This window comes from Reyranella sp. (assembly GCF_044224635.1).
GTDB lineage: Bacteria > Pseudomonadota > Alphaproteobacteria > Reyranellales > Reyranellaceae > Reyranella.
On the sequence record NZ_JBGAKA010000011.1, the window covers coordinates 134,542 to 158,040 of the forward strand.

Genomic DNA, 23,499 nt, shown 5'->3' on the forward strand with positions numbered 1-23,499 from the left:
GCGCCATCGAGATCTGGGGGGTGGAACTTGGTCCTGCGCCGAATTGCCGTCGCCGTCGCCGCCGGCATGCTGGGGTTTGTCGTCGCCTCGCCCGACGTCGATGCGGAAGGCTACTACAGGCATCCCGCGCTGGCGGGAGACTTGGCCCTGTTCACCGCCGAGGGCGATCTCTGGAGCGTGCCGCTGGCGGGTGGCCGGGCAAGCCGGTTGACCACGCATGCCGCGCAGGAGACCAACACCGTCGCCTCGCCCGACGGCAAGTCGATCGCCTTCGCCGCCTCCTATCACGGGCCGCGCGAGGTCTATGTCATGTCGCTGGCCGGCGGGCTGCCGCGGCGGGTGAGCTTCGACGGCGGCAGCGCGGTGCCGGTCGGCTGGACGGCGGAGGGCGACGTTCTATACGTCACCCAGCGCTCGACCGGTCCCTCGCCGCAACTCGTCGTGGTTTCGGTCAACCCGGCAACGCTTCGTCGCAACACCTTGCCGTTGGCAGACGTCAGCGACGCCGCCGTGTCGCCCGACGGCCGCACGCTCTATTTCACCCGCTTCGGGATTTTCACATCAGGCGACAACGTCCGCGCCTATCGCGGCGGCCTGCTGTCGCGGCTGTGGCGCTTCGACCTCGACGGGGCCACGGAAGCCCGGCCGATGGCGAGCGCCGAGGACAAGAACCGCGTCAACGACCGGCGGCCGATGCCGTGGGGCGACCGGCTCTATTTCATCTCCGACCGTTCCGGCCACGACAATCTGTGGTCGATGACGCTCGAGGGCAGCGATCTGCGCCAGCTGACGCAGGGCGAGCAGTTCGACATCCGCAGCGCCACCCTCGATCGCGGCCGCATCGCCTACCAGCTCGGCGCCGATTTCCACGTCTACGACATCGCCACCGGCGCCAGCGCCAAGCTCGCGATCGACCTGCCGTCGGATTTCGACCAGGAGCGCCGGCGCCTTCTGAGGAAGCCACTCGATTATTTCGAAGTCGCCAACTTCTCACCCGACGGCGAGCGCGTGGCCGTGACGGCACGCGGCCGCATCGCGCTGATGGGCGTAGGGCCGTTGCGCCGCGTCGACATCGCCACCATGCCCATGACGCGAGCCAGCGAGACCGAGATCAGCCCGGACGGTCGCTGGGTGTACGCGATCGTCGAGGACGGCAATCCGGCGAGCGACGCTCCCGGGGCGCCGCAGATCTGGCGCTTTGCCGCCGACGGCAGCGCCGACAGGAAGCAGCTCACGACGGACGATGCAGGCCATCGCTGGGGCCTCTGGCTGTCGCCCGACGGCAAGCAGCTCGCGCATGCCACGCTCGACGGCAAGCTCTCCCTGCTCGACGTCGAGCGCGGCGAGAACCGGTTGATCGATACCGCCCAGGCCACCGACCTCAAGGACGTCACCTGGTCATCCGACAGCCGTTACCTGGCGTTCGTGCGCGCCGACTCGCGGCTCGACCGTGCGCAGCTTCACCTCTACGAGACGGCAACCGGGACGCGGGCGCGGCTGACCAGCGACCGCTTCGTGTCGCATTCGCCGGCCTTCACGCCCGACGGCAAGTGGCTCTATTTCCTCTCCGACCGCGAGTTCAGAAGCCTCAATCTCAGCCCCTGGGGCGATCGCAACATGGGGCCCTACTTCGATCGCCGCACTAAGATCTACGCGCTCGCCCTGCAACCCGATCTGCGCTTTCCCTTCCAGCCGCGCGACGAGCTTGCCCTGCCGGAACCGGCGCCCGATCGACGGCGCGGCGATGCCGCCAGCAGCGAGACCAGATCCTCCAAGCTGCCCGCCGTGGACTGGGCAGGTCTTGCCGACCGGCTCCATGAGGTGCCGCTGGGGTCCGGCAACTATCGCGACCTGCGGACCGACGGGAAGCTGCTCTACTTCCTCGACGAGATTACCGGCGGCGAAGGCCGGCGGACACTCAAGACGTTGAAGATCGAGCGCAACGAGCAGCCCCAGGATTTCCTGGCCGACGTGCGGCAGTTCGCTCTCTCGTCCGACGGCAAGAAGCTGTTCCTGCGACGCTGGGCGGCGCAGGGCCGGGTCGGCGACATGTACATCATGCCGGCGGGTCCGCGGCCGCCCGACCGGCTGGCCGGCGCACCGACCGAGATCGGCAAGGTCCGGGGCGAGCTCGGACGGACATCGGGCGAGGTCGCCCGGCTGCTCGACGCGGTCAACGCGAACCTGGTCCGGGCCAGCGACTGGACGATCACGATCGACCCCAAGGCCGAATGGCGTCAGATGTTCGCCAACGCCTGGCGCCTGCACCGCGACTATTTCTACGACCGCACCATGCGCGGCGTGGACTGGCTGAAGATCCGCGAGAAGTACCGGCCGCTGGTCGAGCGCGTCAGCGATCGCGAGGAGCTGAACGACGTGCTGGCGCAGATGATGGGCGAGCTCGGCGCGCTGCATTCGCAGATCCGGCCGGGCGAGCTGCGCACAGCGGAAGACGGCGGCAGGCCCGGTTTCCTGGGCGCCGTGCTGACGACCGAGCCCGGTGGCGTGCGCATCGGGCATATCTATCGCAGCTACGCCGAGCTGCCGAACGAGCGCAGCCCGCTGGCGCAACCCGGTGTCGATGCCCGCGAGGGCGACCTGATCGTCGCGGTCAACGGCCGCCAGGTGAGCGAGGCGAGCGACATCGCCGAGCTGCTGGCCGGGCAGGCCGGCGAGCAGGTGCTGCTCACCCTGAAGCGCAGCAGCGCGAGCGGGTCGGGCGGCGCCGTCCCCGAGCGCGAGCTCAAGACCGTGGTCAAGGTGGTCGACGCCGCGCGGAACAGCCAGCTCCGCTACGGCGACTGGGAGGAAGGGCGGCGAGCGGTGGTCGAGGCGGCGGGCGGCGGGCGCATCGGCTATCTGCACCTGCGCGCCATGGGGCCCGATGATATCGCGGTGTTCGCTCGCGAGTTCTACGCCCAGCTCGACCGCGAGGCGCTGATCATCGATGTGCGGCGCAACAACGGCGGCAACATCGACAGCTGGATCATCGAAAAGCTGCTGCGCCGGGCCTGGGCCTTCTGGCAGCCGCGCTACGGCAAGCGCAACGACGTCAACATGCAGCAGAGTTTCCGCGGCCACCTCGCCGTCCTGGTCGACGAACGGACCTACTCCGATGGCGAGGCCTTCGCCACCGGCATCAAGAAGCTCAACCTCGGGACCGTGATCGGCATGCGAACGGCCGGCGCCGGCGTCTGGCTGAACGACAACCACACCCGCCTGTCCGACTTCGGCAATGCGCGCACCGCGCAATATCCGATGCACGCGATGGGCAGCGGCGAGCTGCTCGTCGAGAACCAGGGCGTCGAGCCCGACATCGTGGTCGAGAATCCGCCGCACGCGACCTTCGCAGGCGGCGACGCGCAGCTCGAGACGGCGATCCGGGTCCTCCTCGGCAAGCTCGAGGCCACGCGAGCCGCGCGCTGATCCGCGCCCCAAGGAGCGGCCGCAGGGCGCTTTTTTGTCGTCCTGAGCGCAGCGAATGACCTCATCACCATTTGCCGCAGGTGTGCTGTGATACTTCCGGCGATGAGATCCTTCGCTGCGCTCAGGATGACGAGAATTGAGGAGCGGCAACCGCGCACTGTCGCCTCTGGTGACATCGCCCGACTGTCGCGCTACACCCCCGCCGCGATGCTTCTGTTCCCCGCCATCGATCTCAAGGACGGCAAATGCGTGCGCCTGCTCCGCGGCGACATGGCGCGCGCCACGGTGTTCAACGACAGCCCGGCGGCCCAGGCCAAGGCGTTCGCCAATGCCGGCTGCGAATGGCTGCACCTGGTCGACCTGAACGGCGCGGTCGAAGGCCATCCGGTCAACCGCGCGGCGGTCGAAAGCATTCTCGCCGAGGTCAAGGTGCCAGCCCAGCTGGGCGGCGGCATCCGCAGCATCGAGAGCATCTCGCAATGGATCGACGCCGGCGTGAAGCGCGTCATCCTGGGCACGATCGCGGTCAAGGAGCCGGGCCTGGTCAAGGCGGCCTGCCGGCAATGGCCGGGCCAGGTCGCGGTCGGCATCGATGCACGCGACGGCATCGTCGCCGTCGACGGCTGGACCAAGCAGAGCACGGTGCGCGCGCTCGACCTGGCGCTGCGCTTCGAGGACGCCGGCGTGGCGGCGATCATCTACACCGACATCGATCGCGACGGCGCCATGGGTGGCGTGAATGTCGATGCCACGATCACGCTCGCCCAGCATCTCACCACGCCGGTGATCGCCTCGGGGGGCGTGAGCTCGCTCGATGATCTGCGCGAGCTGCGGCCGGCCGAGGAGTACGGCATCATCGGCGCCATCGTCGGCCGCGCGCTCTATGACGGCCGGGTCACGGTGCCCGATGCCATCCGCGTCCTGAAAGGCGAGTAGTCGCGACCCCGCAGGGCGCTTTCGCATCCGTTGGCCGCGTAGTCAGTTGGTCTTTTCGTAAGTCGGCACCAGGCGCGACAGCAGGTACTCGGCGGCGACAATCGGCGGGTAGTGCGCCACGCCATCGCGCACGCAGCTCGGAATGCAGGCGACGACGGCATCGGGATTGGGATCGAGGAAGAACACCACCGAGTAGCGGTCGCGCCCGTGCGGGCTCGTCACGCGATGCGGCGTCGAGACGTAGGTGTCATTGGTCCAGCGCATCAGGCAGTCGCCGATGTTGCAGATCAGCGCGCCCGGCACATGCGGCGCGTCGATCCAGGCGCCCGATCGCGTGCGCACGACGAGGCCCTTCACCTCGTCGACGGCGAGCAGGGTGAGGTTGCCGTAGTCGGTGTGCTCGCCCGCCCCCATCTGGCCGGCCGGCAGCGCGGCTCCGTCTCCGGGGTAGTGCAGCAGCCGCAGGATCGCCATCGGCCGGTCGAGCTTGTCCTCGAAGAACAGCCGGTCGAGGCCGAGATCAATCGCGAAGGCGCGATGGATGTCGCGGCCCAGCCGGTGCATGCGGCCGAAATAATCGAGCATGGTCTCGCGAAAGCCCGGCAGGTCCGGCCATGGATTGCTATGGCGAAACGGCTTGCCGGCGAGAAGGTCGGGATCGTCCTCAGCGAGATCAAGGCCGATGTTGTAGCACTCCTTGCGGTCGGGCAGCGTGCCGGGCTCGAGCGTCTCGCCGCCGAGCGGGATATGGCCGCGATTGCCGGCCGGGCCGGAATAGCGCACGGGATCCTGGATCGCGCGCGGCGCGGCGAAGAACGCCGCCGATTGCCGGAACATCTCCGCGATCAGCGCCGGCGGGATGCCGTGGCTGGTCACATAGAAGAAGCCGATGTCGCGGCAGGCCCGCCCGATCGCCTGCGCCACCGCCTGCTCACCGGCCGGCGTGCCGACCAGCAGCGCGGCGATGTCGATGACGGGAATGCCGGGTGCGGGTGACATCGTGGGGCTCCGACTTGGCGATTGCCCCTCGCCAGCGGGCTGGACAGGAGCATGAAGGTGCGCGCTCTCATTTTCCTCCCTACGCTTTGCGTGGGGAGGTGTCGCCGTCATACGGCGACGGAGGGGTCATGAGCCACGGTCGCGTTGCCTCTGACCCCTCCGTCGGCGATTACGCCGACACCTCCCCAGCTTCGCTAGGGAGGAGGATGAAGGTGCGCGCTCTCATTTTCCTCCCTCTCCGCCCCGGAAGACAGGACCTCCCCGGCGAAGTCGATGAGGGAACTGGCGAGCCTCCCCCGCAAGTCGACAAACCGGGCGCTGCCGCATAAGGTCCCGGCCCCGAAAACTCCAGCCCAGCCCTGCCGCCGCCTCGCTCATGCTCAAGGTCCGCATCATTCCCTGTCTCGACGTGAAGGACGGCCGTGTCGTCAAGGGCGTCCAGTTCGTCGATCTGCGTGATGCCGGCGACCCGGTCGAGCAGGCCCGCCTGTACGACGACGCCGGCGCCGACGAGCTCACCTTCCTCGACATCACGGCGAGCCATGAGAACCGCGACACCATCTTCGACGTCGTCGCACGCACCGCCGAGCAGTGCTTCATGCCGCTGACCGTGGGCGGCGGCGTGCGCCAGGTCGAGCATATCCGCCGCCTGCTGCTGGCGGGCGCCGACAAGGTGTCGATCAACTCGGCCGCCGTGGCGCGGCCCGAGTTTGTGCGTGAGGCGGCGGAGAAGTACGGCGACCAGTGCATCGTGGTGGCGATCGACGCCCGCCAGACCGCGCCCGGCAAGTGGGAGGTCTTCACCCATGGCGGCCGCCAGGGCACCGGCCTCGACGCCGTTCAGTGGGCGCGACGCATGACCGCCTCGGGCGCCGGCGAGATCCTGCTGACCTCGATGGATCGCGACGGCACCAAGCAGGGCTTCGATCTCGCGCTGACGCGCGCCGTGTCCGACGCGGTGCCGGTGCCGGTGGTCGCCTCGGGCGGCGTCGGCACGCTCGATCATCTGGTCGACGGAGTCCTGCAAGGCGGCGCCTCGGCGGTGCTTGCCGCGTCGATCTTCCATTTCGGCGAATACACGATTGCGCAGGCGAAGGAACGACTGGCGCGCGCCGGCGTTCCGATTCGACAAATCTCGCATGGCGCCGGAAATTGAAGTAAAATGTCGACTGCCTCCCAGTTGGAGGTGCCGAGAGACCCCCTCCCATGGCGAAGAAGAAGAAAGCCAAGAAGAAGGCGCCCAAAGCCGGCGGCGCAGCTGTCGATGAGCATGTGCTCGATCGCCTGTATTCGGTGATCGACAGTCGCAAGGGCGCCGATCCGAACACCTCCTACACAGCACGTCTGTTCAGCCGCGGCCGGCAGCAGATCGCCAAGAAGCTCGGCGAGGAAGCCGTCGAGGCGCTGATCGAGGGCGTGCGCGGCGACAAGGGCAAGCTGGTCGGCGAGAGTGCCGACGTGCTCTATCACCTGCTCACGCTGTGGGCGGCGACAGGCGTCAAGCCGGGCATGGTGTGGGACGAGCTGGCGCGCCGCGAAGGACTCTCGGGCATCGCCGAGAAGGCTGCCCGCCACAACTGACCGAACACAGCCGCATTGCGCGGCTGTGCAGGCTGCGGGAACGTGGCTCAGCCCGAGCTGGAGCCCGTCATGTCCGCCCCCATCATGCCCTCATACGATCGCAACAACGTCTTCGCGCGCATCCTGCGCGGCGAGCTGCCCTGCCGGAAGGTCTACGAGGACGACTTCGCGCTCGCCTTCCACGACATCAACCCGCTGGCGCCGGTCCACGTGCTGGCGATTCCCAAGGGTGAGTACGTCTCCCAGGCCGATTTCTGCGCCGCCGCGCCGGCCGAGCTGGTCACGGGCTTCTGGCGCGCGGTGGCCAGGGTCGCGCACGATCTCGGGCTCGAGCAGGGGGGCTATCGCATCGTTGCCAACCATGGGCCGAACGGCGGCCAGCTCGTCTTCCATTTCCATGTCCATATCTTCGGCGGTCGGCAGATGAGCCATCGCATGGGCAACATGCCGCGCCCTTCCGATCGAGAATGAGGCGATCGGGATCGAGGCATCGAGAACGGGGCGACCGGAAATGAAGCGAGCGCCGATGATTGCCCGCCGCGCCCTGCTCGCCACCGGCCTGGCGCTGCCGGCGGCGGCGGCGGCGCAAAGCCCGTGGAAGGGCTACTACGCCCAGGGCACGCGGCAGCGGGCGGTCCGCTTCGCCGCCGACGACGGCACGATGCTGGCCGGCACGCTGCTGCTGCCGGCGTGGACCGAGCTGCAGCGTGTCCCCGGCCTCGTGCTGGTGGCCGGCAGCGGCCCCACCGACCGCAATGGCAACAACCCGCTGGTCCCTGCCCGCATCGACACGCTGCGCCTGATCGCCGAGCGCCTGGCGCAGGCCGGCATCGGCACGCTGCGCTACGACAAGCGCGGCATCGGCGCCTCGACGCAAATGCCAGCTGCGCCGGCCGATCAGGAGAGATTCTGCGCCTGGGACAGGTTCGTGGGCGACGTCCACGCCGCCCATGCCGAGCTGCTGAAGCACGACGAGATCAAGCGCTATGCCACCGGCCTGCTCGGTCACAGCGAGGGCGGCCTGCTGGTCTTGGCGGCAGCACCGACCATCAGCGCGAACAAGCCGCACTGCATCGTGCTGGCCGCGACGCCGGGCCGTCCCTATGGCGAGATCCTGCGGCGGCAGCTGCAGCGCGGAGCACCCAACCTGGCCGCCGGCGTCGACCGCGTGCTGGGCGCGATCCGGACCAACGGCCGCCCGCCGACCGGCCTGCCGGCCGAGCTGCAGACATTGTTCCCCGCCTATATCGGTCCGTTCCTGCAAGGCGCGATGGCGTTCGACCCGGCAACGGCCCTGGCGGCGAGCCCGCTCGGCTGCCTGCTGGTGCATGGCGGGGCCGACCAGCAGATCGTGCCGATGGACGATATCCAGCCGCTGATCGATGCGCTCGGCGCGCGCAGCGCCGGCGGCGAGGCGCTGGTCGCCGCCGGTGTCAGCCACAATCTCAAGTCCGTGACGGGACCGGGCGACCCGGGTTTCAGCGGCCCCCTGGCGCCGGTCGTCGGCGACAAGCTTGCCGCCTGGGTGGGCACCGCGCTGGGCGCTTGATCGCGCTGCGCAGCAGGTCGATCATCGCGTCATTCTCCTCCCCAGCTTCGCTGGGGAGGTGCCCCGTCATCGGGGCGGAGGGGTCATGGAGTCATGGCTCATGACCCCTCCGTCGCCGAAAGACGGCGACACCTCCCCAGCTTCGCTGGGGAGGAGAAGGAGTGAGATCGAGGAGGGGGAACGGCATGACGGTGACGGTGCGTGCGGCATCGCCAGCGGTCGGGGCGGAGGTCTCCGGCGTCGATCTGCGGCGATTGAGCGAGCCGGACTTCGCGGCGATCCTGCGCGCCTGGGCGGATCATTCGATGATCCTGTTGCGCGGCCAGCAGCTCAGCGACGACGACCTGCTGGCCTTCAGCCGGCGCTTCGGCGATCTCGATCCGCCGCCCAACCAGGAGCGCGGCCGCATCAGCCCGCCGGGTTATCCCGATATCTACGTCGTCTCCAACGTGCTCGACGCCAACGGGGATCCGATCGGCGCGCTCGGCGCCGGCGAGGCGGTGTGGCACACCGACATGAGCTACCTCGATTGGCCGCCCGACGCCTCGATGCTCTATTCGCTCGAGATCCCGCCGAGCGGCGGCAACACCTGGTTCTGCGGCATGCAGGCGGCGTGCGATGCCCTGCCGGCCGACCTGCGCACCAGGATCGAAGGGCGCCGCATCAAGCACGACGGCACCTACAATGCCGGCGGCTATCTGCGCAAAGGCGTGACGCCGACCGACGATCCGATGGCCGCGCCGGGTGCGTGGCATCCGGCGATCCTGAAGCATCCTGCCAATGGCCGCGCCACGCTCTATCTCGGCCGCCGCCGCAACTCCTACGTCGAAGGCTATTCGCGCGCAGAGTCCGACGCGGTGCTCGAGGCGCTGTGGACGCACGCGACCGAGCACCGCTTCGTCTACGAGCATGTCTGGCGGCTGGGCGACCTCGTGATGTGGGACAACCGCTCGACCATGCACCGCCGCGACCCGTTCGACGGCACGGCGCGGCGCATCATGCATCGCACCCAGATCAAGGGCAGTGCGCGGCCGGTCGCGTTTGCGGCGTAAGGAGAGCTCCGCTCGCGGCCGACTGTCATGCTGAGCGAAGCGAAGCATCTCATCGCGAGCGGTTACGATACGGATCGAGATCTGATCGAAGGATCATTGGCATTCACCCGCGGCGCGAGGCAATGAGGTCCTTCGCGCCGCTCAGGACGACAAGGAATGGGGAGAAGCACATGCGGCGGCAGAAGAAGTTTTATGCCTGGGGTTATGCCGACGAGGATCTGTCGGCCGACGAGATCGGGCCGTGGGAGGCCGAGATCGCCCAGCGCTACGGCCTCGACGGCTTCGACGTGACGCCGCCGCCCAAGGCCGACGAGATCACGCTGCGCGCCCCGCGCGTCACCGTGCCGGCGGGGCTGCAATCGCTGGTGCATACCGACCACTTGACGCGACTCGAGCACAGCTACGGCAAGGCGGGCTTCGACACCACGCGGATGTTCATGCGCTCGGTGCCCAACCCGCCCGACGCCATCGCCTTCCCGGAGACCGAGCAGGACGTCGTGCGCGTGCTCGACTGGTGCTCCTCGATCGGCGCGACGGCGATCCCCTATGGCGGCGGCTCGTCGGTGGTGAAGGGCATCGAGGCGCCGGCGGCCGCCGACAAGGTCGTCACAATCTCGACCCGCCACATGGACAAGGTGCTCGAGGTCGATCCGGTGAGCCAGGCGGCACGCATCCAGGGCGGCATCTACGGGCCGGCGATCGAGGACCAGCTGCGCGACTCGCCATTCACCATGCGCCATTACATGCAGGCCTATCGCTGCTCGACCCTGGGCGGCTGGATCGCCACGCGCTCGGGCGGCCATTACGCCACGCTCTACACCCACATCGACGATTTCGTCGAAAGCACCCGGGTGGTGACGCCGGCCGGGACGCTCGAGACGCGCCGCCTGCCGGGCTCCGGCGCCGGTCCGAGCCCCGATCGCCTGTTCATCGGCTCGGAGGGCATCCTGGGCATCATCACCGAAGCCTGGGTGCGCCTGCGCAAGAAGCCGACGTTCCGCGCCTCCGCCTCGGTGCGCTTCAAGGATTTCTTCGCCGGCGCCGATGCGGTGCGCGACATCACCCAGGCCAACCTCTATCCCGCCAACTGCCGCCTGCTCGAGGCGCGCGAGGCGCTGCCCGGCATGCCGTGGAGCAGCGAGGAAGCGGTGCTGGTGCTGGCCTTCGAATCGGCCGATCACCCGCTCCATGCCTGGATGAAGCGGGCGCTGGAAATCTGCGCCGCGCATGGTGGCGTCGCCGACGCCGGTGCCGACGACGAGAATGCCCATCGCTCCGGCGCCGCCGGCGCCTGGCGCAACCGCTTCATCAGGGCGCCGCATTATGGCGAGCATGCGGTGGCGCGCGGCATCCTGTCCTCGACCTTCGAGACCTCGATGACCTGGGAACGCTTCCGCGACTTCCACCAGAAGATAACCAAGATCACGCGCGACGCGATCAAGCGCGTGACCGGGCGCGACGGCACGGTGACCTGCCGCTTCACCCACGTCTATCCCGACGGGCCGTGCCTCTATTTCACCTTCGGCGGCATCCTCGACAAGCGCCGCCAGCTCGAGCAGTTCATGGAGGTGCTGTCGACCTGCACGGCGGCGACAGTCGAGCATGGTGGCACGACCACGCACCATCACGCCGTCGGCCGCTTCCATCGGCCGTTCTACGACAAGCAGCGGCCCGAGCTGTTCGCCCGCGCCCTGCGCGGCGCCAAGCGCGAGCTCGATCCCAAGGGCATGATGAACCCGGGCGTGCTGATCGATCCGTGACGGCGGTAGTGTCCTGCCCAGCGAGTTGAGCCCGAAATCGAGACCTGATCGCCGGGCGGCGGCCGATATGCATTACCGCCGGGCGGCCTGATCGTGCGACGCACCACCGAGGAAGACCTGGCGCAACATCTCCGCGTCCCTGACCTCGGAGACCGGACCCTGGCCGACCACGCGTCCCGTCTCGATCAGGTAGCAGTAGTCGGCGTGACGCATCGCCTTCTCGACCAGCTGCTCGACCAGGAGCACGGCGACTCCCTCGGCACACAGCTTGCTCGCGACGGCGAGAATCCGATCGACCACGATGGGTGCCAGCCCGCCCGACGGCTCGTCGAGGATCAGCAACTGCGGATCGCCGATGATGCCCTGCGCGACCGCCAGAATCTGCTGCTGGCCGCCGCTCAGGCCGGACGCCAGGCTGCGCTTGCGATCGGCGAGCTCGGGAAAGAGCTCGTAGATCCTCGGCAGTTTCGATCGGTCGCCCGAGGATGCCTTGGCATAGGTGCCGATCAGGAGATTGTCCTCGATCGAGAGGTGGGTGAAGACCCGGTGACCTTCCAGAACCTGGATGACGCCGTCGCGCACGATGTTGCGCGGCACGGCCCTGGTGATGTCCTTGCTCGACAAATTGACCGAGCCGGACACCTTGGGGATCAGACCTGATATGGCGTGCAGGATCGTGGTCTTGCCGGCACCATTGCGGCCGAGCAGGACGACGAACTCGCCCCGTCTCACCTCCAGCGATACTTCGTGCACGACCTCGGCCTGGCCATAGGCAACCGTGAGCCCGACCACTTCGAGCAGCTTCTCGGCGGGGCGCTTCCAGGCAACGGTCACGGCGTTTCGCCCCCGAGATAGACCCGGATCACCTCGCTGTGGCCGCGAACCTCGTCCGGGCTACCGTGCGCAATGACCTGGCCGAAATGCAGCGTCGTCACCCTGCTGCTGACCTTGAACACGAAATCCGTGTGATGCTCGACCAGCAACACGCCCATGCCGGTGTCGCGCATGGCCGAGACGATGGCACCGAGATGGTCGATCTCGGTGTTGGTCAGCCCACCCGCCGGTTCATCGAGCAGGACGAAGCGCGGTCGCATCACCAGACTGCGGGCGATCTCGAGCAGGCGCTGCTCGGCATGATCCAGACGATCGGCGCGCTGCAACGCCAGATGGCCGAGGCCCACTCCTTCCAGGATCTCGCAGGCATAGGCCCTGAGCTCGCGCTCCTCGCGTCGCGGCCGGGCGAGGGCGAGGGCCGTCTCCACGAAGCCCGCGCGCGTATCCCGCCACCCGCCCAGCATGGCATTGTCGAGGACCGTCAGCGTGCCGAGGATTCGCGGCTTCTGGAAAGTGCGCGCGACGCCAACTCCAGGCCGTGCCTGCACCGGACTTTTCGTCAGCAGATTCCCGTCGATCGCGATGTCGCCTTGGGTTGGCGCGACATAGCCTGACAGCAGATTGAGCAGGGTCGTCTTGCCGCTGCCGTTCGGCCCGATCAGGCCATGGATTTCCGCCGGCTCGAGCGTCAGAGAAACGTCCTTGAGGGCCGTCAACCCGCCGAAGGTCTTGGTCACAGCCGCGACGGAGAGCGCCATCAGCCCGCCCTCTTGCGCGCCATCGCCGCGGCGAGGCGCGCCAGGTCGGGTTGCGGCAGCTTCTTGGCGGGCCTCTGCTGCAGGCGCTCGTAGCTCCTGCGCACCAGATCGCCGATCCCTTCCGGCGTGAGAAGGACGACGATGAGGAGAAGGAAGCCGTAGAACAGGTTGCCGAGCTTGGCGAGAGGGCCGACCAGCTCGGGCAGCGCAGTCAGCACGACGGTTCCCAGGAAGGGCCCCAGGATGCCGCCGCGGCCGCCGATGATGATGCAAACAAAGAAGAACAGACCCAGCTCGAAGACGAACGTCTCCGGCGTGATGTAGCTTTGCAGCGACGCGAACAGGGCGCCCGCCAGCCCGGCGGTGAAGCCGCTGAAGGTAAAGACGATGAGCTTCATGCGGGCGATCGGCACTCCCATCGAGGCGGCCGCCACGTCGCTGTCGCGCATCGATATCAGCGCCCGCCCCCACATGAAACGCGCCACGTTCCACGTCATCCACGTGACGATCCCGGAGATCGCCGCGACCAGCCAGTAGAAGCCGGACGGCGTGTCGAATGGGGCCGGGAAGCCTGGAACAGGCAAGCCGGTGCCGCCGCCCGTCAAGCCGTCCAGGGCGAGGCTCCATTCGCCGACGATCATGGCGAGCGCGATCGTCGACATGGCGAAATAGAAGCCGGGAAGGCGTAGCGACGGCAGCCCCAGCAGGAAGCCGCTGCCGGCGCCCAGCACACCCGCCACGAGCAGCGTCAACAACGGAGCCAGGCCATGGGTTCCGGCCAGGATGGCGAAGGCATAGGCGCCGATCGAGAGCAGCCCGACATGGCCGATGGAGAGCGCGCCGGCGTAACCGACCACGAGGTTGAGCCCGGCAATCAGCACCCAATAGCCGGCAATCAACGTCGCGACATGGACGAGGTACAGGTTGGGCGTCCACAGGGGCAACGTGAAGACGACGAGCAGGCCGAGCACGGTCACGACGGCCCTCGCAGGACCGGCACTCATACCGGCCGCGCCTTGCTGGCGCCGAAGATGCCTTCCGGCTTCATCAGTAGCACCAGCATCAGCAGCCCGATCGCAACCGTGTTGACATACTGGCCGCCAACCAGCGCGGTGGCGGCGCTGGTCAGCAGGCCCAGCGCCAAGCCGCCGATCACCGCGCCGATCGTGCTGCCGAGGCCGCCCACGGCGAGCGCGATGAAGCCGTTCAGGGTGAGGATGAGCCCGACCGCAAAATAGGCGTAAGTGAGCTGCCCGGCCGCAAAGCCCGCGAACGCGCCAACCGCACCGGCCAGGGCATAGGACAACGCGCGGATGCGATCGGTGGCAATGCCGCGGGCACGGGCGGCGAAAGCGTCCTCCGACACTGCGACGAATATCTTGCCGAGCATGGTCTTGCGCACGAACAGCTCCATGCCGACGGCGACGACGAGAAGCGCTGCGATCGGCAGCCAGTATTTCTGATCCCACAGGCCGCTCGAGAAATCCTGCGGGACCACGCGCGGAAACGGCCGCGGCTCGGTGCCCCACCACAGGCCGATCGCCTGCTGCAGGATGGTCGCCAGGCCAAGCGTGCTGAGCAGCCAGAGATGCTCGTCGGACCGCGCGAGCACGCGCCGGATCGCCACGATCTCGGTCAGGTAGCCGAAGGCCATCCCGACCAGCACGGCGCCGGTCAAACCGACCACGATCGGCAAGCCAAGCTGCCCGATGAAGAACGCTCCGAAGATGCCGCCCAGCATGCACAGATGGCCGGTGCTGATGCTCAGCACCTTGGAAGTCGAGAACATGATGTTGTAGGCAATGCCCGTCGCTGCATACAACGCACCGATGGCCAATCCCGGAAGGATTACGTTCAGCATTTCACTCCCAATCGAGCTGCGCCCGGCAGGCTGCCCGGAAACGTCGAACCGGTGCAACGATGCGACGGCAGATGATCCGACAGGCGGTCCAGGCCGATTGCCTTGCCGGCCACGCCGTCTCGCCGGCGCGCGGATACCCGCCCGAAGATGGCGGCGGCAATGAGCTTCCCGCGGGCCGGAGAGTGTCCGGCCAACCTCACCCGAGCGCCGGCTAGCGCGGCGCCACCTTGAAGTTGCCGTCCCGGTACGAGTTCGCCAGGTTCATGACGATATCGAGGTTGGGTACGCCGTTGCGGTCCTTTGCGCTCCAGCTATAGGTCGCGAACACGCCCTTGAGATCCTTGGTCTCCTCCAGCGCCTTCTGGATGGCGGCGCCGTCCGTCGAGCCCGCCTTGCGGATCGCGTGCTCGATGACCTTGACGCAATCGTAGCCCAGCGCGACCTGCCACATCGTGTATTCGATCTTGCCCGGTTCGCCGAGGCGCGTGCCCATTGCCTTCATGAAGGCTGCCGTCGCCGGCGGCAGCTCGCCCTGGGCGTTGTAGGTGGTGCCCGCGTAGCCCGCAGCGAACACGTTGTCGAGATAGGACGCCTTGTTGACCAGGTTCTTGACCGGCCACGCCAGAATGCCGACCTGCGCCACGACCGGCACGTCCCATCCGATGTTGCCGCGCGCGTTCAGCACCCGCGCATGCACGCCGACCGCGCCGGTCCAGGTGAGGATGACGTCTGCACCGGCTTGGCGGGCCTTGGTGATCTCGTCGGTGAGATCTGTCTTGTTGGCGTCGACCACGGCGCTCGACACCGGGGTTATGCCGACAGCCGCCAGCTTGCCGTTGATCGACTTCACGCTCGCCACCGAGTAGCCGGAGGTCTCGCCGATGATCGCGATCTTGCGGCGCTTCAGGCCGTTCAACAGATAGTCAAGAGACGCATCGATCCATTGTTCGTTCGTGTTGATCGTCCGGAAAGCGCGCGGAAACTTGTCTGCGCCAATCAGGTCATCGACCGCGCTGACGATGATGTTGGGAATGCCGGCCTTGCTGATGACCGGCAGGGTCGCCAGCGATTCGCCGGAATTCACGGGCCCGATCACGAACTGGACCTTCTCCGCCAGCACCAGCTGCTGGGCAAAATTGACGGCCTTCGTGGGAATGCCTTCGGTGTCGCGGGTCACGAGCTGCACCTTGCGGCCGTTGATGCCGCCAGCGGCGTTGATCTCGTCGACGGCGAACTGCACGCCCTTGTCCTCGGCGATCGACGATGACGACAGCGGCCCTGTCAGCGCGGGAAGCCAGCCGATCTTGATCGGCTCCTGGGCGGCCGCCGGTCCCGCGGCGAGCATCCCCAGGGTCAACAGCAGCCAACTCCGGCGCGACCGGCGCGCCGGGCCGTTCGTAGCATCGTTCATCACGTCTCCTCCTCCTGATCTTTGCCTTTGCCGGGCGACTGTCATCGCGCCGCCTGCAATGCCTCCGATGCGCGACCAGCCGATGCGGCCGGGCCGACGGCATTCACCTTGCCGAGCGGACCGAGCTCCTTCTCGATCCCCGGAATCACCTTGGTGACGAACAGCTCCAGCGACCTGGTCGACTTGGCGAAGCTGAAATCGCCGATCTGGAAGAACAGGGCGATATGGCACGCCCCGGTCCTCCGGATCTCCTCGATCCCCCGCTCGATGCAATGCTGCACGCCGCCCACCATCTGCGTCGCCAGGATATCGTCGATCGATGCCTCGTTGGGCATCGGCTCGTCCCCCATGATCACATGGCCGACCTGCACTTCCCTGCGGCGACGCAGCGAGCTGGCGACGCGCAGCTGCCAGCGGGCATTCTCGGCGAACTCGAGTGCCTCCTGCTTGCTTTCAGTGACACAGCAATGACGCAGCAGGCCCCACTGCAACATCCTCGCGTCGTGCCCCGCGCTGATCAGGAGCTGCTCGAAATAGGGGCGTTGCGCAGCTACCCGCTCGCTCGGCTCGAAGCGGCCGATCACGATCATCGGATAGTTCCTCTGTGCTGCCCATTTGTGGACCTCGGGCGAATGGCCGGCCACCCAGATCGGCGGCTTGCCGCGATACGGGCGTGCGCCGATATGTGTCCGCGGCAGCGTGAAGTGCTTGCCCTCGAGCTCGATGAATTCCTGCGTCAGGCCCTGCTCGATCACCTCCATGTACTCCTCGAACAGGACTTTCGATTCGTCCAGGTCGACGCCGAACCTGTCGAACTCGAAGGGCTGGTAGCCGGTCCCGACGCCGACGATGAGTCGCCCCTCGGAAAGGGAGTCGACCATCGCGATCTCTTCCGCAACGCGCACCGGAGAATAGAGCGGCATGACGAGAATGCCGGATGCCAGCTTGATCCTCCTGGTCTGCGGCGCGCAGGCCGCGGCCATCGTCAAAGGCGAACCGCAAACGCCGTAATTGGAGAAGTGGTGCTCGGCGAACCACGAGATGCCCATGCCACCCTGATCGGCGATCTTCGTCTTGTCGACCGCGTCCTGCAGGATCTCGTGCGTCGTGGCCCCTTCGGTGCGGTAGCCCATCAGATTGAACAGACCGAAATCCATGTTTCCTTCCTCGGCTCGGCCGCCAGCAAAGACGGCGGCTGCCGGAGTGTCGGAGCGGTGCCGCCTCCGCTGAAATGTGAAAAATCTCGTATGGGCTGTGCCGGAAATCCAGTTCGCGGGAACGCCCAGGTCGAGTCAAAATCTCACAAGCGTTCCGCGCTAATTGGCGTTGCATCGCCGATCGAGCCTCTTACGGGACGAAGCGCAGACCGAGGGGCGGCCCGCCGGCCGACACGAGACAGCAGAATGGATTGACGAGAAATGGCCCGTGACAAGGCGTCAGCCTCATCCCTCCCGCCCGCCGAGGCCTGCGTCCTGCGCTACGTCCTCGAACGCCGGGCACACGAGAAACGCCGGGATGTCTTTCTGGTCGAGCAGAACGGCACGGAGTGGACGTTCGGCGTGCTGCACGACGAGGTCGTCCGAACGGCCAACGCGTTCAGGGCGCTCGGCGTGTCGCAGTCCGACTACGTGCTGTCGTGGCTGCCCAACGGCATCGACGCGCTGATCGTGTGGTTCGCCCTCAACTACCTCGGCGCCATCTATGTGCCGATCAATACCGCCTATCGCGGCCGCCTGCTGGAGCAGGTCGTCGCCAACTCGGGCGCCCGGCTGATGGTGGCGCACGCAGAGCTGCTGCCGCGCCTCGCTGCAATCGATAAGGCAAAGCTCGAGCAGGTCGTCGCCGTGGGCGAAGGCGTGCATGCCGTCGACGGGCTTCGCGTGCTGCCGCAAGCCGTCCTCACCTCAACGGTCGAGACGCCGCCGCCCCTGGAGCGCAGGATCAAGCCTTGGGACACCCAATCGATCATCTACACATCGGGCACCACGGGGCCGTCGAAAGGCGTGCTGTCGTCCTATGTCCACCTGTTCGCGATCGGCGAATCGCATCCGGCACTGGGCGAACACGACCGGTTTCTGGTGAACCTGCCGTTGTTTCATGTCAGCGGCACCGCCTGGGTCTATGCCATGCTGATGCTCGGCGGGTCGGTAGCCTTGGTGGAGAGCTTTCGCACTGACGCGTTTTGGGAGACTGTCCGGCGAACCCGTTCCACGACCACCCAGCTTCTCGGGGTGATGGCGCAGTTCCTGCTGAAGCAACCGCCGTCTGCCGCAGACTGCGCGCACACCCTGAAGTCGGCCCTCGTCATTCCACTCGCCGAGGACAATCATGGATTTTCGCAGCGCTTCGGCGTCGACATCTTCACCATCTACAACATGACGGAGATGCCGGTGCCCACCGGTTCCGGCATCAACCCGGCCAACCCGAGAAGCTGCGGCAAGGTCAGACCCGGCCTGCAAGTCCGCATCGTCGACGAGAACGACTGCGAGGTGCCGGCCGGCCAGATCGGCGAGCTGATCGTCCGCGCGGACAGGCCATGGACGATCTCGCATGGCTATCACAATCACCCCGAGGCGACTGCCCGCACGTGGCGCAATGGCTGGTTCCACACCGGCGATGCCTTCCGGTGCGACGACAACGGTGATTTCTACTTTGTCGACAGGATCAAGGACGCCATCCGCCGGCGCGGCGAGAACATCTCCTCCTTCGAGGTCGAGACGGCAGTCTGCGAGTTTCCTGCGGTCAAGGAGGTCGCCGCGGTCGGTGTGCCGGGCGCTCTGAGCGAAGAGGAGATCCTGGTCGTGGTGACGCCGGCGCCCGGCAAGATCGTGGTGCCGGCCGAGCTGGTTCGCTTCCTCCAGGATCGGCTGCCCTATTTCATGGTGCCCAGGTACGTGCGTGTCATGCCCGAGCTGCCGAAGACGCCGACGCAGAAGGTGCAAAAAGCGGTGCTGAGAGAAACCGGGATCACGCCCGACACCTGGGATCGCGAGACCGACCCAACGATCATCGTCCGCCGCGAAAGGCTGCAGGCATCGGGCGAGTCGCGCTGACGACCCTCCAGGCCCACAAGAGACGTTCACTTCACCGAACCGCGAGCTGTCGTCCCGCCGGCGAACAGCCGACGCATCTGCCTCGCCTTCTCGATGATCGCGCTGCGCACGATCGATATACGCTTGATGCGCTGCGAATCGGGATGGGAAACCATCCAGTACGTCCGCATGAAGGACATTTCCGGAAGGACGATCTGCAGATCAGGCACCGGGCTGGCGACGAAATCCGGCAGCACGGCGACACCGATGCCGCACTTCACGGCTTCGAATTGACCGACGAGGTTGGCGCATTCGAAGCGCGACCGCCAGAAGATGGTCTGACTTCCGAAGAAGTCGATCGTCGGGCTCCACAGGATGTCCGACAGGGTCGTCACGAGCGTATGCGCCTGCAGGTCATCCGGCGTGCGCAACATCGGCTTGCGCGCCAGATAGGCGCTGCTCGCATAGAGGCGAAGCCGGTAGTCGACGACCTTCTGGCAGATCAGCCGGCCGTCCTGCGGACGATCCAGGGTGATGGCGATGTCGACCTCGCGCTTGGATACCGAGAAGTTCCTCGGCAGAGGGACCAGGCGGATGGTGAGAGCGGGATACCGATCGACCAGCGGCGCAAGCTGGGGCGCCAGGAAATAGATGCCGAATCCATCCGGCGCCCCGATCCTCGTGACCCCGCTCACCGCGTCGTCCGAGTCGCCGAGCGACGACTGGACGTGCAGCATCTCGGATTCCATGCGCTCGGCGGTCTGGAAGAGCTGCTGGCCCGCCTGGGTCAGCACGCAGCCTGCCGGAGTCCGGTCGACCAGCCGTGCCCCCAGCTCCCCTTCGAGCGCTGCGAGCCGCCGGCTGACCGTCGCGTGGTCGAGCTTGAGGTGCCGCGCGGCCGACAGAATCTGGCCTGACCTGGCGACCGTCAGGAAGACGCGAAGGTGGTCCCAGTTCATCGACAAACGCGCTCCAGAGTCATTGCTGCCGGGCCATCCTGCCGGTTGACCGGCCTAGGGACGCACCACGCTGGCGAGCCATTGCACGGTGGCGCCCCCGCCTGGTCGTCCATGCCGTAGAAGCCTGCGCACGACGGGATCCTCCGGTCTTTTCCAAGTCATGCCTCAACGCCCATCCCCGCTCAATCCGTCGTCTGCCCATGAAGATGTGTGGGAGCGCCCCACCCAACAAGAATACAGACTCTTCCGCTGGGAGCGCGCCAATTCGATTTCAGCCATGCGCCAACCGGCTTGCATGAGAGGCGCGCGTGGTGAATCGTCGAGGTGCTCCGGGATTGGCCCGGAGCAGGCGTTCTCAGGGCGGGGTGGAAGTCCCCACCGGCGGTGATTGCGATTCGTCGCATCAGCCCGCGAGCGCCCGTTCCGCGAGGAATGGGGTCAGCAGATCCGGTGCAATTCCGGGGCCGACGGTAACAGTCCGGATGGAAGAGAGCGCGACGCGCGACACCGATGTCGCCACGCTTGTCGTGGGGGCAACGAGGTCCTGTGCTCGTGCACCCTGATTCTAGCCTCAAACGTCGTGTGAGGATCCCATGAATCAGAAGACGAACAGCATCATCGAAGACACGCAAATCCAGCGACCCCCCGCAGGGGGACAGCGATTTGCCTTCGTGCAATCGTGTTGGCATCGCGAGATCGTCGACCAGGGCCGCGAGGCCTTTCTGAGTGAGATGGAGCGGCGCGGCGTGGACGCCGGTCGCATCGACCTGTTCGAGGTGCCGGGTGCCTTCGAGCTGCCCTTGCACGCCAAGCTGCTGGCAAGAACCGGACGCTACTCCGCGATCGTGGCCTGCGGTTTCGTGGTCAATGGCGGCATCTACCGCCACGAGTTCGTGGCCGAGGCCGTCATCAATGGCCTGATGACCGTGCAGCTCGAGATGGAGGTGCCGGTCATCTCCGCCGTGCTGACGCCGCGCGACTTCCACGACCACGAGGAGCATCGCAAGTTCTTCCACGAGCATTTCCGAGTGAAGGGCACCGAAGCCGCTGCCGCCTGCGTCGACACGACGGGCGGTGTGCACATCATTCGGGAGCTGGCCAAGGCCGCGTAAGCACCTCCCCGGCGGTCGACTCTTGAGCGGTTCGATCGCCGGGGACCCGCGGAGGGCTGCTCGCCAGGTCCCGGGAACTGGAGCGCGATGTCCGCCCGGCCGAGTCCAGCCGGGCGGCAGGTCAAGTGCTGGTCACGGGCAGAGGACGCGCCTCGCCGGGCCGTCCCTGGCGCCCGCGACGCGGCTGTCTTCAGTGCTCGGCAGCGTGTCCCGCCATCGGCGGCTGGGACAACCGGTCGACGATGGCGATGCCGATGGCCGACAGGATGAACACCGTATGAATGATGGTCTGCCACATGATGCCGGCTTCGGTGTAGGCCGAGTTCTGCGTACCGAGGCTTCCCGCTTCGATGAAGGTGCGCAGCAAGTGGATCGACGAGATGCCGATGATCGCCATCGCCAGCTTGATCTTGAGCACGCTGGCATTGACGTGGCTCAGCCACTCGGGCTGGTCGGGATGGCGGTTTAGCTCCATGCGCGACACGAAGGTCTCGTAGCCGCCGACGATCACCATGATCAGCAGGTTGGAGATCATCACCACGTCGATCAGGCCCAGCACGATCAGCATGGCCTGCAGCTCGGTGACGGTCGCGGTATGCATCACCAGATGCAGCAGCTCCTTGAGGAACAGGTAGACATAAACGACCTGCGCCACGATCAACCCGAGATAGAGCGGCAGCTGCAGCCAGCGCGAGGAGAAGATCAGACGCGGAATAGGCTTGAGCCCGCGCGGATCGCGATCGTCGTAGGCGTGTCCCGTGTTGGCCATTTCATACCTGCTGAAGCGACAAGAAGGCGACTTCTTAGTTCGGGACGAGCGCAACTCCCATGTGACCGCCCTGTGGATTTTGAGGATAAGGGAGACCCGCTTGGCGCTCCCTGGCGTCGCTCGGCCGCGGGCAGTGCCAGCACAGGGGGCCGGGTTGCTCGGGTCGCTGTGGCTGCGCGCGGCGAATATCGTCTGGACTACACCCAGGACGCTGGCGCCGACCGACGCCAAGTGGGAAGGTAGGTGCGGTCGCAAGCCATGGGAGGCCGACATGCCAGTGGTGAAGAACGACGAGGCGCGCGAGATTCCCTGGCGTCCGGGTTATCGCAACTACATCCTGGCCGGCGAGGCACAGGGCGTCTCGGTCAGCTCCAGCATGGCCGTCCTTGAGGAGGGCGCCGGCGCGCCGCTGCACTTCCACGAGGAGGTCGACGAGGTGATCGTGGTCGTCGAGGGCACGCTCGACGTGCGCATCGGCGACGAACGCGTTCTCGTCGGCAAGAACCAGACGATCTCGGTACCGGCGCGCACGCCGCATGCCTTCACGGTGGTGAGCCCCGAGGGCGCGCGCTTCATCGCCTTCCTGCCCAAGCAGGGCGCGCACATGGCGACGCAATACCTCGAGGGCAGGCCGCCGCTGGGCGCCAGCCAGAAATAGTCGGCGACGACCTACGCCGCCACCGCCTGGCGCGGCTCGCTGCGCCGGTAGCTCAGCGCCTCGGCGATGTGCAGGCGGCGCACCGCGTCGGAGCCGTCGAGATCGGCGAGGGTGCGGGCGACCCGGAGCGTGCGATGCCAGGCACGGGCCGACAGGCCGAGGCGGTCGGCGGCACGGGCCAGCAGGGCGCGGCCGTCGGCGTCGGGCTCGGCGATCGCCGCCAGCAGCGCGCCGTCGGTATCGGCGTTGCAGCGCGGCTTCGACCAGTGACGTGCCCGCTCGGATAGCAGACCGGCTGTCTGATCGGACTCGATGGTGACGAGCTTGCCCTTGCGGTCGAGCGCGGCGAGGCGCTCACGCTGGACGGCGCGGGCGGCGGCGACTCGCTGGGCGACCTCGGCCGAAGTCTCGGTGGGCGGCGGCAGGGCGAGATCGGACGCCGCAACCGGCGGCACGTCGACGGTGAGGTCGATGCGGTCGAGCAGCGGACCGGAGAGCTTGCCCTGGTAGTCGAGGCCACAGCGCGGGGCGCGGCCGCAGGCGCGGCTCGCCTCCATGAGATGGCCGCAGCGGCACGGATTCATCGCCGCGATCAGCTGGAAGCGCGCCGGGTAGGTGACGTGGGCGTTGGCGCGCGCCACTGTCACCCGGCCGGTCTCGAGCGGCTGGCGCAGGGCCTCCAGGGCGGCGCGGTTGAACTCCGGCAGCTCATCGAGGAAGAGCACGCCATGGTGGGCGAGCGACACCTCGCCGGGCCGGGGGCGCAGGCCACCACCGACCAGGGCCTGCAGGGTCGCCGAAT

The 23,499-nt window shown here is 67.2% G+C and carries 21 protein-coding genes and 1 riboswitch; of the genes, 11 read left to right on the forward strand and 10 right to left on the reverse strand.

Annotation, left to right across the window (positions count from 1 at the left end; genetic code table 11):
- Nucleotides 1-27 precede the first annotated feature (27 nt).
- Together ACILR9_RS12945 and hisA are read left to right on the forward strand one after the other, a co-directional pair.
- A complete protein-coding gene (locus ACILR9_RS12945; RefSeq protein ID WP_395710343.1) occupies nt 28-3,426 on the forward strand; it encodes a S41 family peptidase in 3,399 nt (1,132 codons plus the stop codon).
- Nucleotides 3,427-3,633: 207 nt separating this feature from the next.
- Entirely contained in the window at nt 3,634-4,362 is a 729-nt protein-coding gene (gene hisA, locus ACILR9_RS12950; protein ID WP_395710366.1) for a 1-(5-phosphoribosyl)-5-[(5-phosphoribosylamino)methylideneamino]imidazole-4-carboxamide isomerase, read from the forward strand.
- Between the two features lie 42 nt (nt 4,363-4,404).
- Here the strand turns inward: hisA and ACILR9_RS12955 are convergent, their stop codons facing one another.
- Nucleotides 4,405-5,361 (reverse strand): isopenicillin N synthase family dioxygenase, encoded by a 957-nt coding sequence (locus ACILR9_RS12955; RefSeq protein ID WP_395710344.1) that lies wholly within the window; start codon nt 5,359-5,361, stop codon nt 4,405-4,407.
- Between the two features lie 376 nt (nt 5,362-5,737).
- On the opposite strand from ACILR9_RS12955, the gene hisF reads away from it, so the two are divergent.
- The 6 genes from hisF (at nt 5,738) to ACILR9_RS12985 (ending at nt 11,303) form a co-directional block, all read left to right on the forward strand.
- A complete protein-coding gene (hisF, locus tag ACILR9_RS12960; protein ID WP_395710345.1) occupies nt 5,738-6,517 on the forward strand; it encodes an imidazole glycerol phosphate synthase subunit HisF in 780 nt (259 codons plus the stop codon).
- Between the two features lie 50 nt (nt 6,518-6,567).
- A complete protein-coding gene (locus ACILR9_RS12965) occupies nt 6,568-6,942 on the forward strand; it encodes a phosphoribosyl-ATP diphosphatase (protein ID WP_395710346.1) in 375 nt (124 codons plus the stop codon).
- Between the two features lie 69 nt (nt 6,943-7,011).
- A complete protein-coding gene (locus tag ACILR9_RS12970) occupies nt 7,012-7,413 on the forward strand; it encodes a histidine triad nucleotide-binding protein (protein WP_395710347.1) in 402 nt (133 codons plus the stop codon).
- A 40-nt stretch (nt 7,414-7,453) separates the two neighbouring features.
- Nucleotides 7,454-8,491 (forward strand): alpha/beta hydrolase family protein, encoded by a 1,038-nt coding sequence (locus tag ACILR9_RS12975; protein WP_395710348.1) that lies wholly within the window; start codon nt 7,454-7,456, stop codon nt 8,489-8,491.
- A 185-nt stretch (nt 8,492-8,676) separates the two neighbouring features.
- Nucleotides 8,677-9,543: a TauD/TfdA dioxygenase family protein gene (locus ACILR9_RS12980; RefSeq protein WP_395710349.1), complete on the forward strand. Its 867-nt coding sequence runs from the start codon at nt 8,677-8,679 to the stop codon at nt 9,541-9,543.
- A gap of 170 nt (nt 9,544-9,713) precedes the next feature.
- On the forward strand, nt 9,714-11,303 hold the full coding sequence (locus tag ACILR9_RS12985) for an FAD-binding oxidoreductase (protein WP_395710350.1): 1,590 nt from the start codon (nt 9,714-9,716) through the stop codon (nt 11,301-11,303).
- A 72-nt stretch (nt 11,304-11,375) separates the two neighbouring features.
- Here ACILR9_RS12985 and ACILR9_RS12990 read toward each other — a convergent pair whose 3' ends face one another.
- The 6 genes from ACILR9_RS12990 to ACILR9_RS13015 all read right to left on the reverse strand — a co-directional run bounded on the left by ACILR9_RS12990 (nt 11,376) and on the right by ACILR9_RS13015 (nt 17,324).
- Nucleotides 11,376-12,137 carry an ABC transporter ATP-binding protein gene (locus tag ACILR9_RS12990; RefSeq protein WP_395710351.1) on the reverse strand — a complete coding sequence of 254 codons (762 nt, stop codon included), beginning with the start codon at nt 12,135-12,137 and terminating at the stop codon, nt 11,376-11,378.
- Nucleotides 12,134-12,895 carry an ABC transporter ATP-binding protein gene (locus ACILR9_RS12995; RefSeq protein WP_395710352.1) on the reverse strand — a complete coding sequence of 254 codons (762 nt, stop codon included), beginning with the start codon at nt 12,893-12,895 and terminating at the stop codon, nt 12,134-12,136. The genes ACILR9_RS12990 and ACILR9_RS12995 overlap by 4 nt, the downstream gene beginning before the upstream one ends.
- Nucleotides 12,895-13,872, reverse strand: a complete 978-nt coding sequence (locus tag ACILR9_RS13000) for a branched-chain amino acid ABC transporter permease (protein WP_395710353.1) — start codon at nt 13,870-13,872, stop codon at nt 12,895-12,897. Before ACILR9_RS13000 ends, ACILR9_RS12995 begins: the two co-directional genes overlap by 1 nt.
- A 23-nt stretch (nt 13,873-13,895) precedes the next feature.
- Complete coding sequence (locus tag ACILR9_RS13005) at nt 13,896-14,756, reverse strand: branched-chain amino acid ABC transporter permease (RefSeq protein WP_395710354.1); 861 nt, start codon at nt 14,754-14,756, stop codon at nt 13,896-13,898.
- A 211-nt stretch (nt 14,757-14,967) separates the two neighbouring features.
- Nucleotides 14,968-16,167, reverse strand: coding sequence for an ABC transporter substrate-binding protein (locus ACILR9_RS13010; protein ID WP_395710355.1), 1,200 nt, complete (start codon nt 16,165-16,167; stop codon nt 14,968-14,970).
- Nucleotides 16,168-16,208: 41 nt separating this feature from the next.
- Nucleotides 16,209-17,324 (reverse strand): LLM class flavin-dependent oxidoreductase, encoded by a 1,116-nt coding sequence (locus ACILR9_RS13015; RefSeq protein WP_395710356.1) that lies wholly within the window; start codon nt 17,322-17,324, stop codon nt 16,209-16,211.
- A gap of 261 nt (nt 17,325-17,585) precedes the next feature.
- On the opposite strand from ACILR9_RS13015, the gene ACILR9_RS13020 reads away from it, so the two are divergent.
- Complete coding sequence (locus ACILR9_RS13020) at nt 17,586-19,220, forward strand: AMP-binding protein (RefSeq protein ID WP_395710357.1); 1,635 nt, start codon at nt 17,586-17,588, stop codon at nt 19,218-19,220.
- Between the two features lie 26 nt (nt 19,221-19,246).
- Here the strand turns inward: ACILR9_RS13020 and ACILR9_RS13025 are convergent, their stop codons facing one another.
- Nucleotides 19,247-20,158: a LysR family transcriptional regulator gene (locus ACILR9_RS13025; RefSeq protein ID WP_395710358.1), complete on the reverse strand. Its 912-nt coding sequence runs from the start codon at nt 20,156-20,158 to the stop codon at nt 19,247-19,249.
- A gap of 347 nt (nt 20,159-20,505) precedes the next feature.
- A riboswitch (FMN riboswitch) is annotated at nt 20,506-20,656 on the forward strand.
- 95 nt (nt 20,657-20,751) lie between these two features.
- Between ACILR9_RS13025 and ACILR9_RS13030 the strand changes: the two genes are divergently transcribed.
- Nucleotides 20,752-21,270: a 6,7-dimethyl-8-ribityllumazine synthase gene (locus ACILR9_RS13030; RefSeq protein WP_395710359.1), complete on the forward strand. Its 519-nt coding sequence runs from the start codon at nt 20,752-20,754 to the stop codon at nt 21,268-21,270.
- Between the two features lie 190 nt (nt 21,271-21,460).
- Here the strand turns inward: ACILR9_RS13030 and ACILR9_RS13035 are convergent, their stop codons facing one another.
- Nucleotides 21,461-22,039, reverse strand: a complete 579-nt coding sequence (locus ACILR9_RS13035; protein WP_395710360.1) for a TIGR00645 family protein — start codon at nt 22,037-22,039, stop codon at nt 21,461-21,463.
- Between the two features lie 271 nt (nt 22,040-22,310).
- Here ACILR9_RS13035 and ACILR9_RS13040 point away from each other — a divergent pair, with 271 nt between their 5' ends.
- Nucleotides 22,311-22,697 carry a cupin domain-containing protein gene (locus ACILR9_RS13040; RefSeq protein ID WP_395710361.1) on the forward strand — a complete coding sequence of 129 codons (387 nt, stop codon included), beginning with the start codon at nt 22,311-22,313 and terminating at the stop codon, nt 22,695-22,697.
- An 11-nt stretch (nt 22,698-22,708) separates the two neighbouring features.
- Here the strand turns inward: ACILR9_RS13040 and ACILR9_RS13045 are convergent.
- A partial coding sequence (locus tag ACILR9_RS13045; protein ID WP_395710362.1) for an ATP-binding protein occupies nt 22,709-23,499 on the reverse strand: 791 nt, incomplete at its 5' end.

Excerpts from the sequence above, each read along its gene's own strand:
- hisA (WP_395710366.1), top strand. The coding sequence starts at position 3,634 with ATGCTTCTGTTCCCCGCCATCGATCTCAAGGACGGCAAATGCGTGCGC.
- ACILR9_RS12955 (WP_395710344.1), bottom strand. The coding sequence starts at position 5,361 with ATGTCACCCGCACCCGGCATTCCCGTCATCGACATCGCCGCGCTGCTG.
- hisF (WP_395710345.1), top strand. The coding sequence starts at position 5,738 with ATGCTCAAGGTCCGCATCATTCCCTGTCTCGACGTGAAGGACGGCCGT.
- ACILR9_RS12965 (WP_395710346.1), top strand. The coding sequence starts at position 6,568 with ATGGCGAAGAAGAAGAAAGCCAAGAAGAAGGCGCCCAAAGCCGGCGGC.
- ACILR9_RS12970 (WP_395710347.1), top strand. The coding sequence starts at position 7,012 with ATGTCCGCCCCCATCATGCCCTCATACGATCGCAACAACGTCTTCGCG.
- ACILR9_RS12975 (WP_395710348.1), top strand. The coding sequence starts at position 7,454 with ATGAAGCGAGCGCCGATGATTGCCCGCCGCGCCCTGCTCGCCACCGGC.
- ACILR9_RS12980 (WP_395710349.1), top strand. The coding sequence starts at position 8,677 with ATGACGGTGACGGTGCGTGCGGCATCGCCAGCGGTCGGGGCGGAGGTC.
- ACILR9_RS12985 (WP_395710350.1), top strand. The coding sequence starts at position 9,714 with ATGCGGCGGCAGAAGAAGTTTTATGCCTGGGGTTATGCCGACGAGGAT.
- ACILR9_RS12995 (WP_395710352.1), bottom strand. The coding sequence starts at position 12,895 with ATGGCGCTCTCCGTCGCGGCTGTGACCAAGACCTTCGGCGGGTTGACG.
- ACILR9_RS13005 (WP_395710354.1), bottom strand. The coding sequence starts at position 14,756 with ATGCTGAACGTAATCCTTCCGGGATTGGCCATCGGTGCGTTGTATGCA.
- ACILR9_RS13010 (WP_395710355.1), bottom strand. The coding sequence starts at position 16,167 with ATGAACGATGCTACGAACGGCCCGGCGCGCCGGTCGCGCCGGAGTTGG.
- ACILR9_RS13015 (WP_395710356.1), bottom strand. The coding sequence starts at position 17,324 with ATGGATTTCGGTCTGTTCAATCTGATGGGCTACCGCACCGAAGGGGCC.
- ACILR9_RS13020 (WP_395710357.1), top strand. The coding sequence starts at position 17,586 with ATGGCCCGTGACAAGGCGTCAGCCTCATCCCTCCCGCCCGCCGAGGCC.
- ACILR9_RS13025 (WP_395710358.1), bottom strand. The coding sequence starts at position 20,158 with ATGAACTGGGACCACCTTCGCGTCTTCCTGACGGTCGCCAGGTCAGGC.
- ACILR9_RS13030 (WP_395710359.1), top strand. The coding sequence starts at position 20,752 with ATGAATCAGAAGACGAACAGCATCATCGAAGACACGCAAATCCAGCGA.
- ACILR9_RS13035 (WP_395710360.1), bottom strand. The coding sequence starts at position 22,039 with ATGGCCAACACGGGACACGCCTACGACGATCGCGATCCGCGCGGGCTC.
- ACILR9_RS13040 (WP_395710361.1), top strand. The coding sequence starts at position 22,311 with ATGCCAGTGGTGAAGAACGACGAGGCGCGCGAGATTCCCTGGCGTCCG.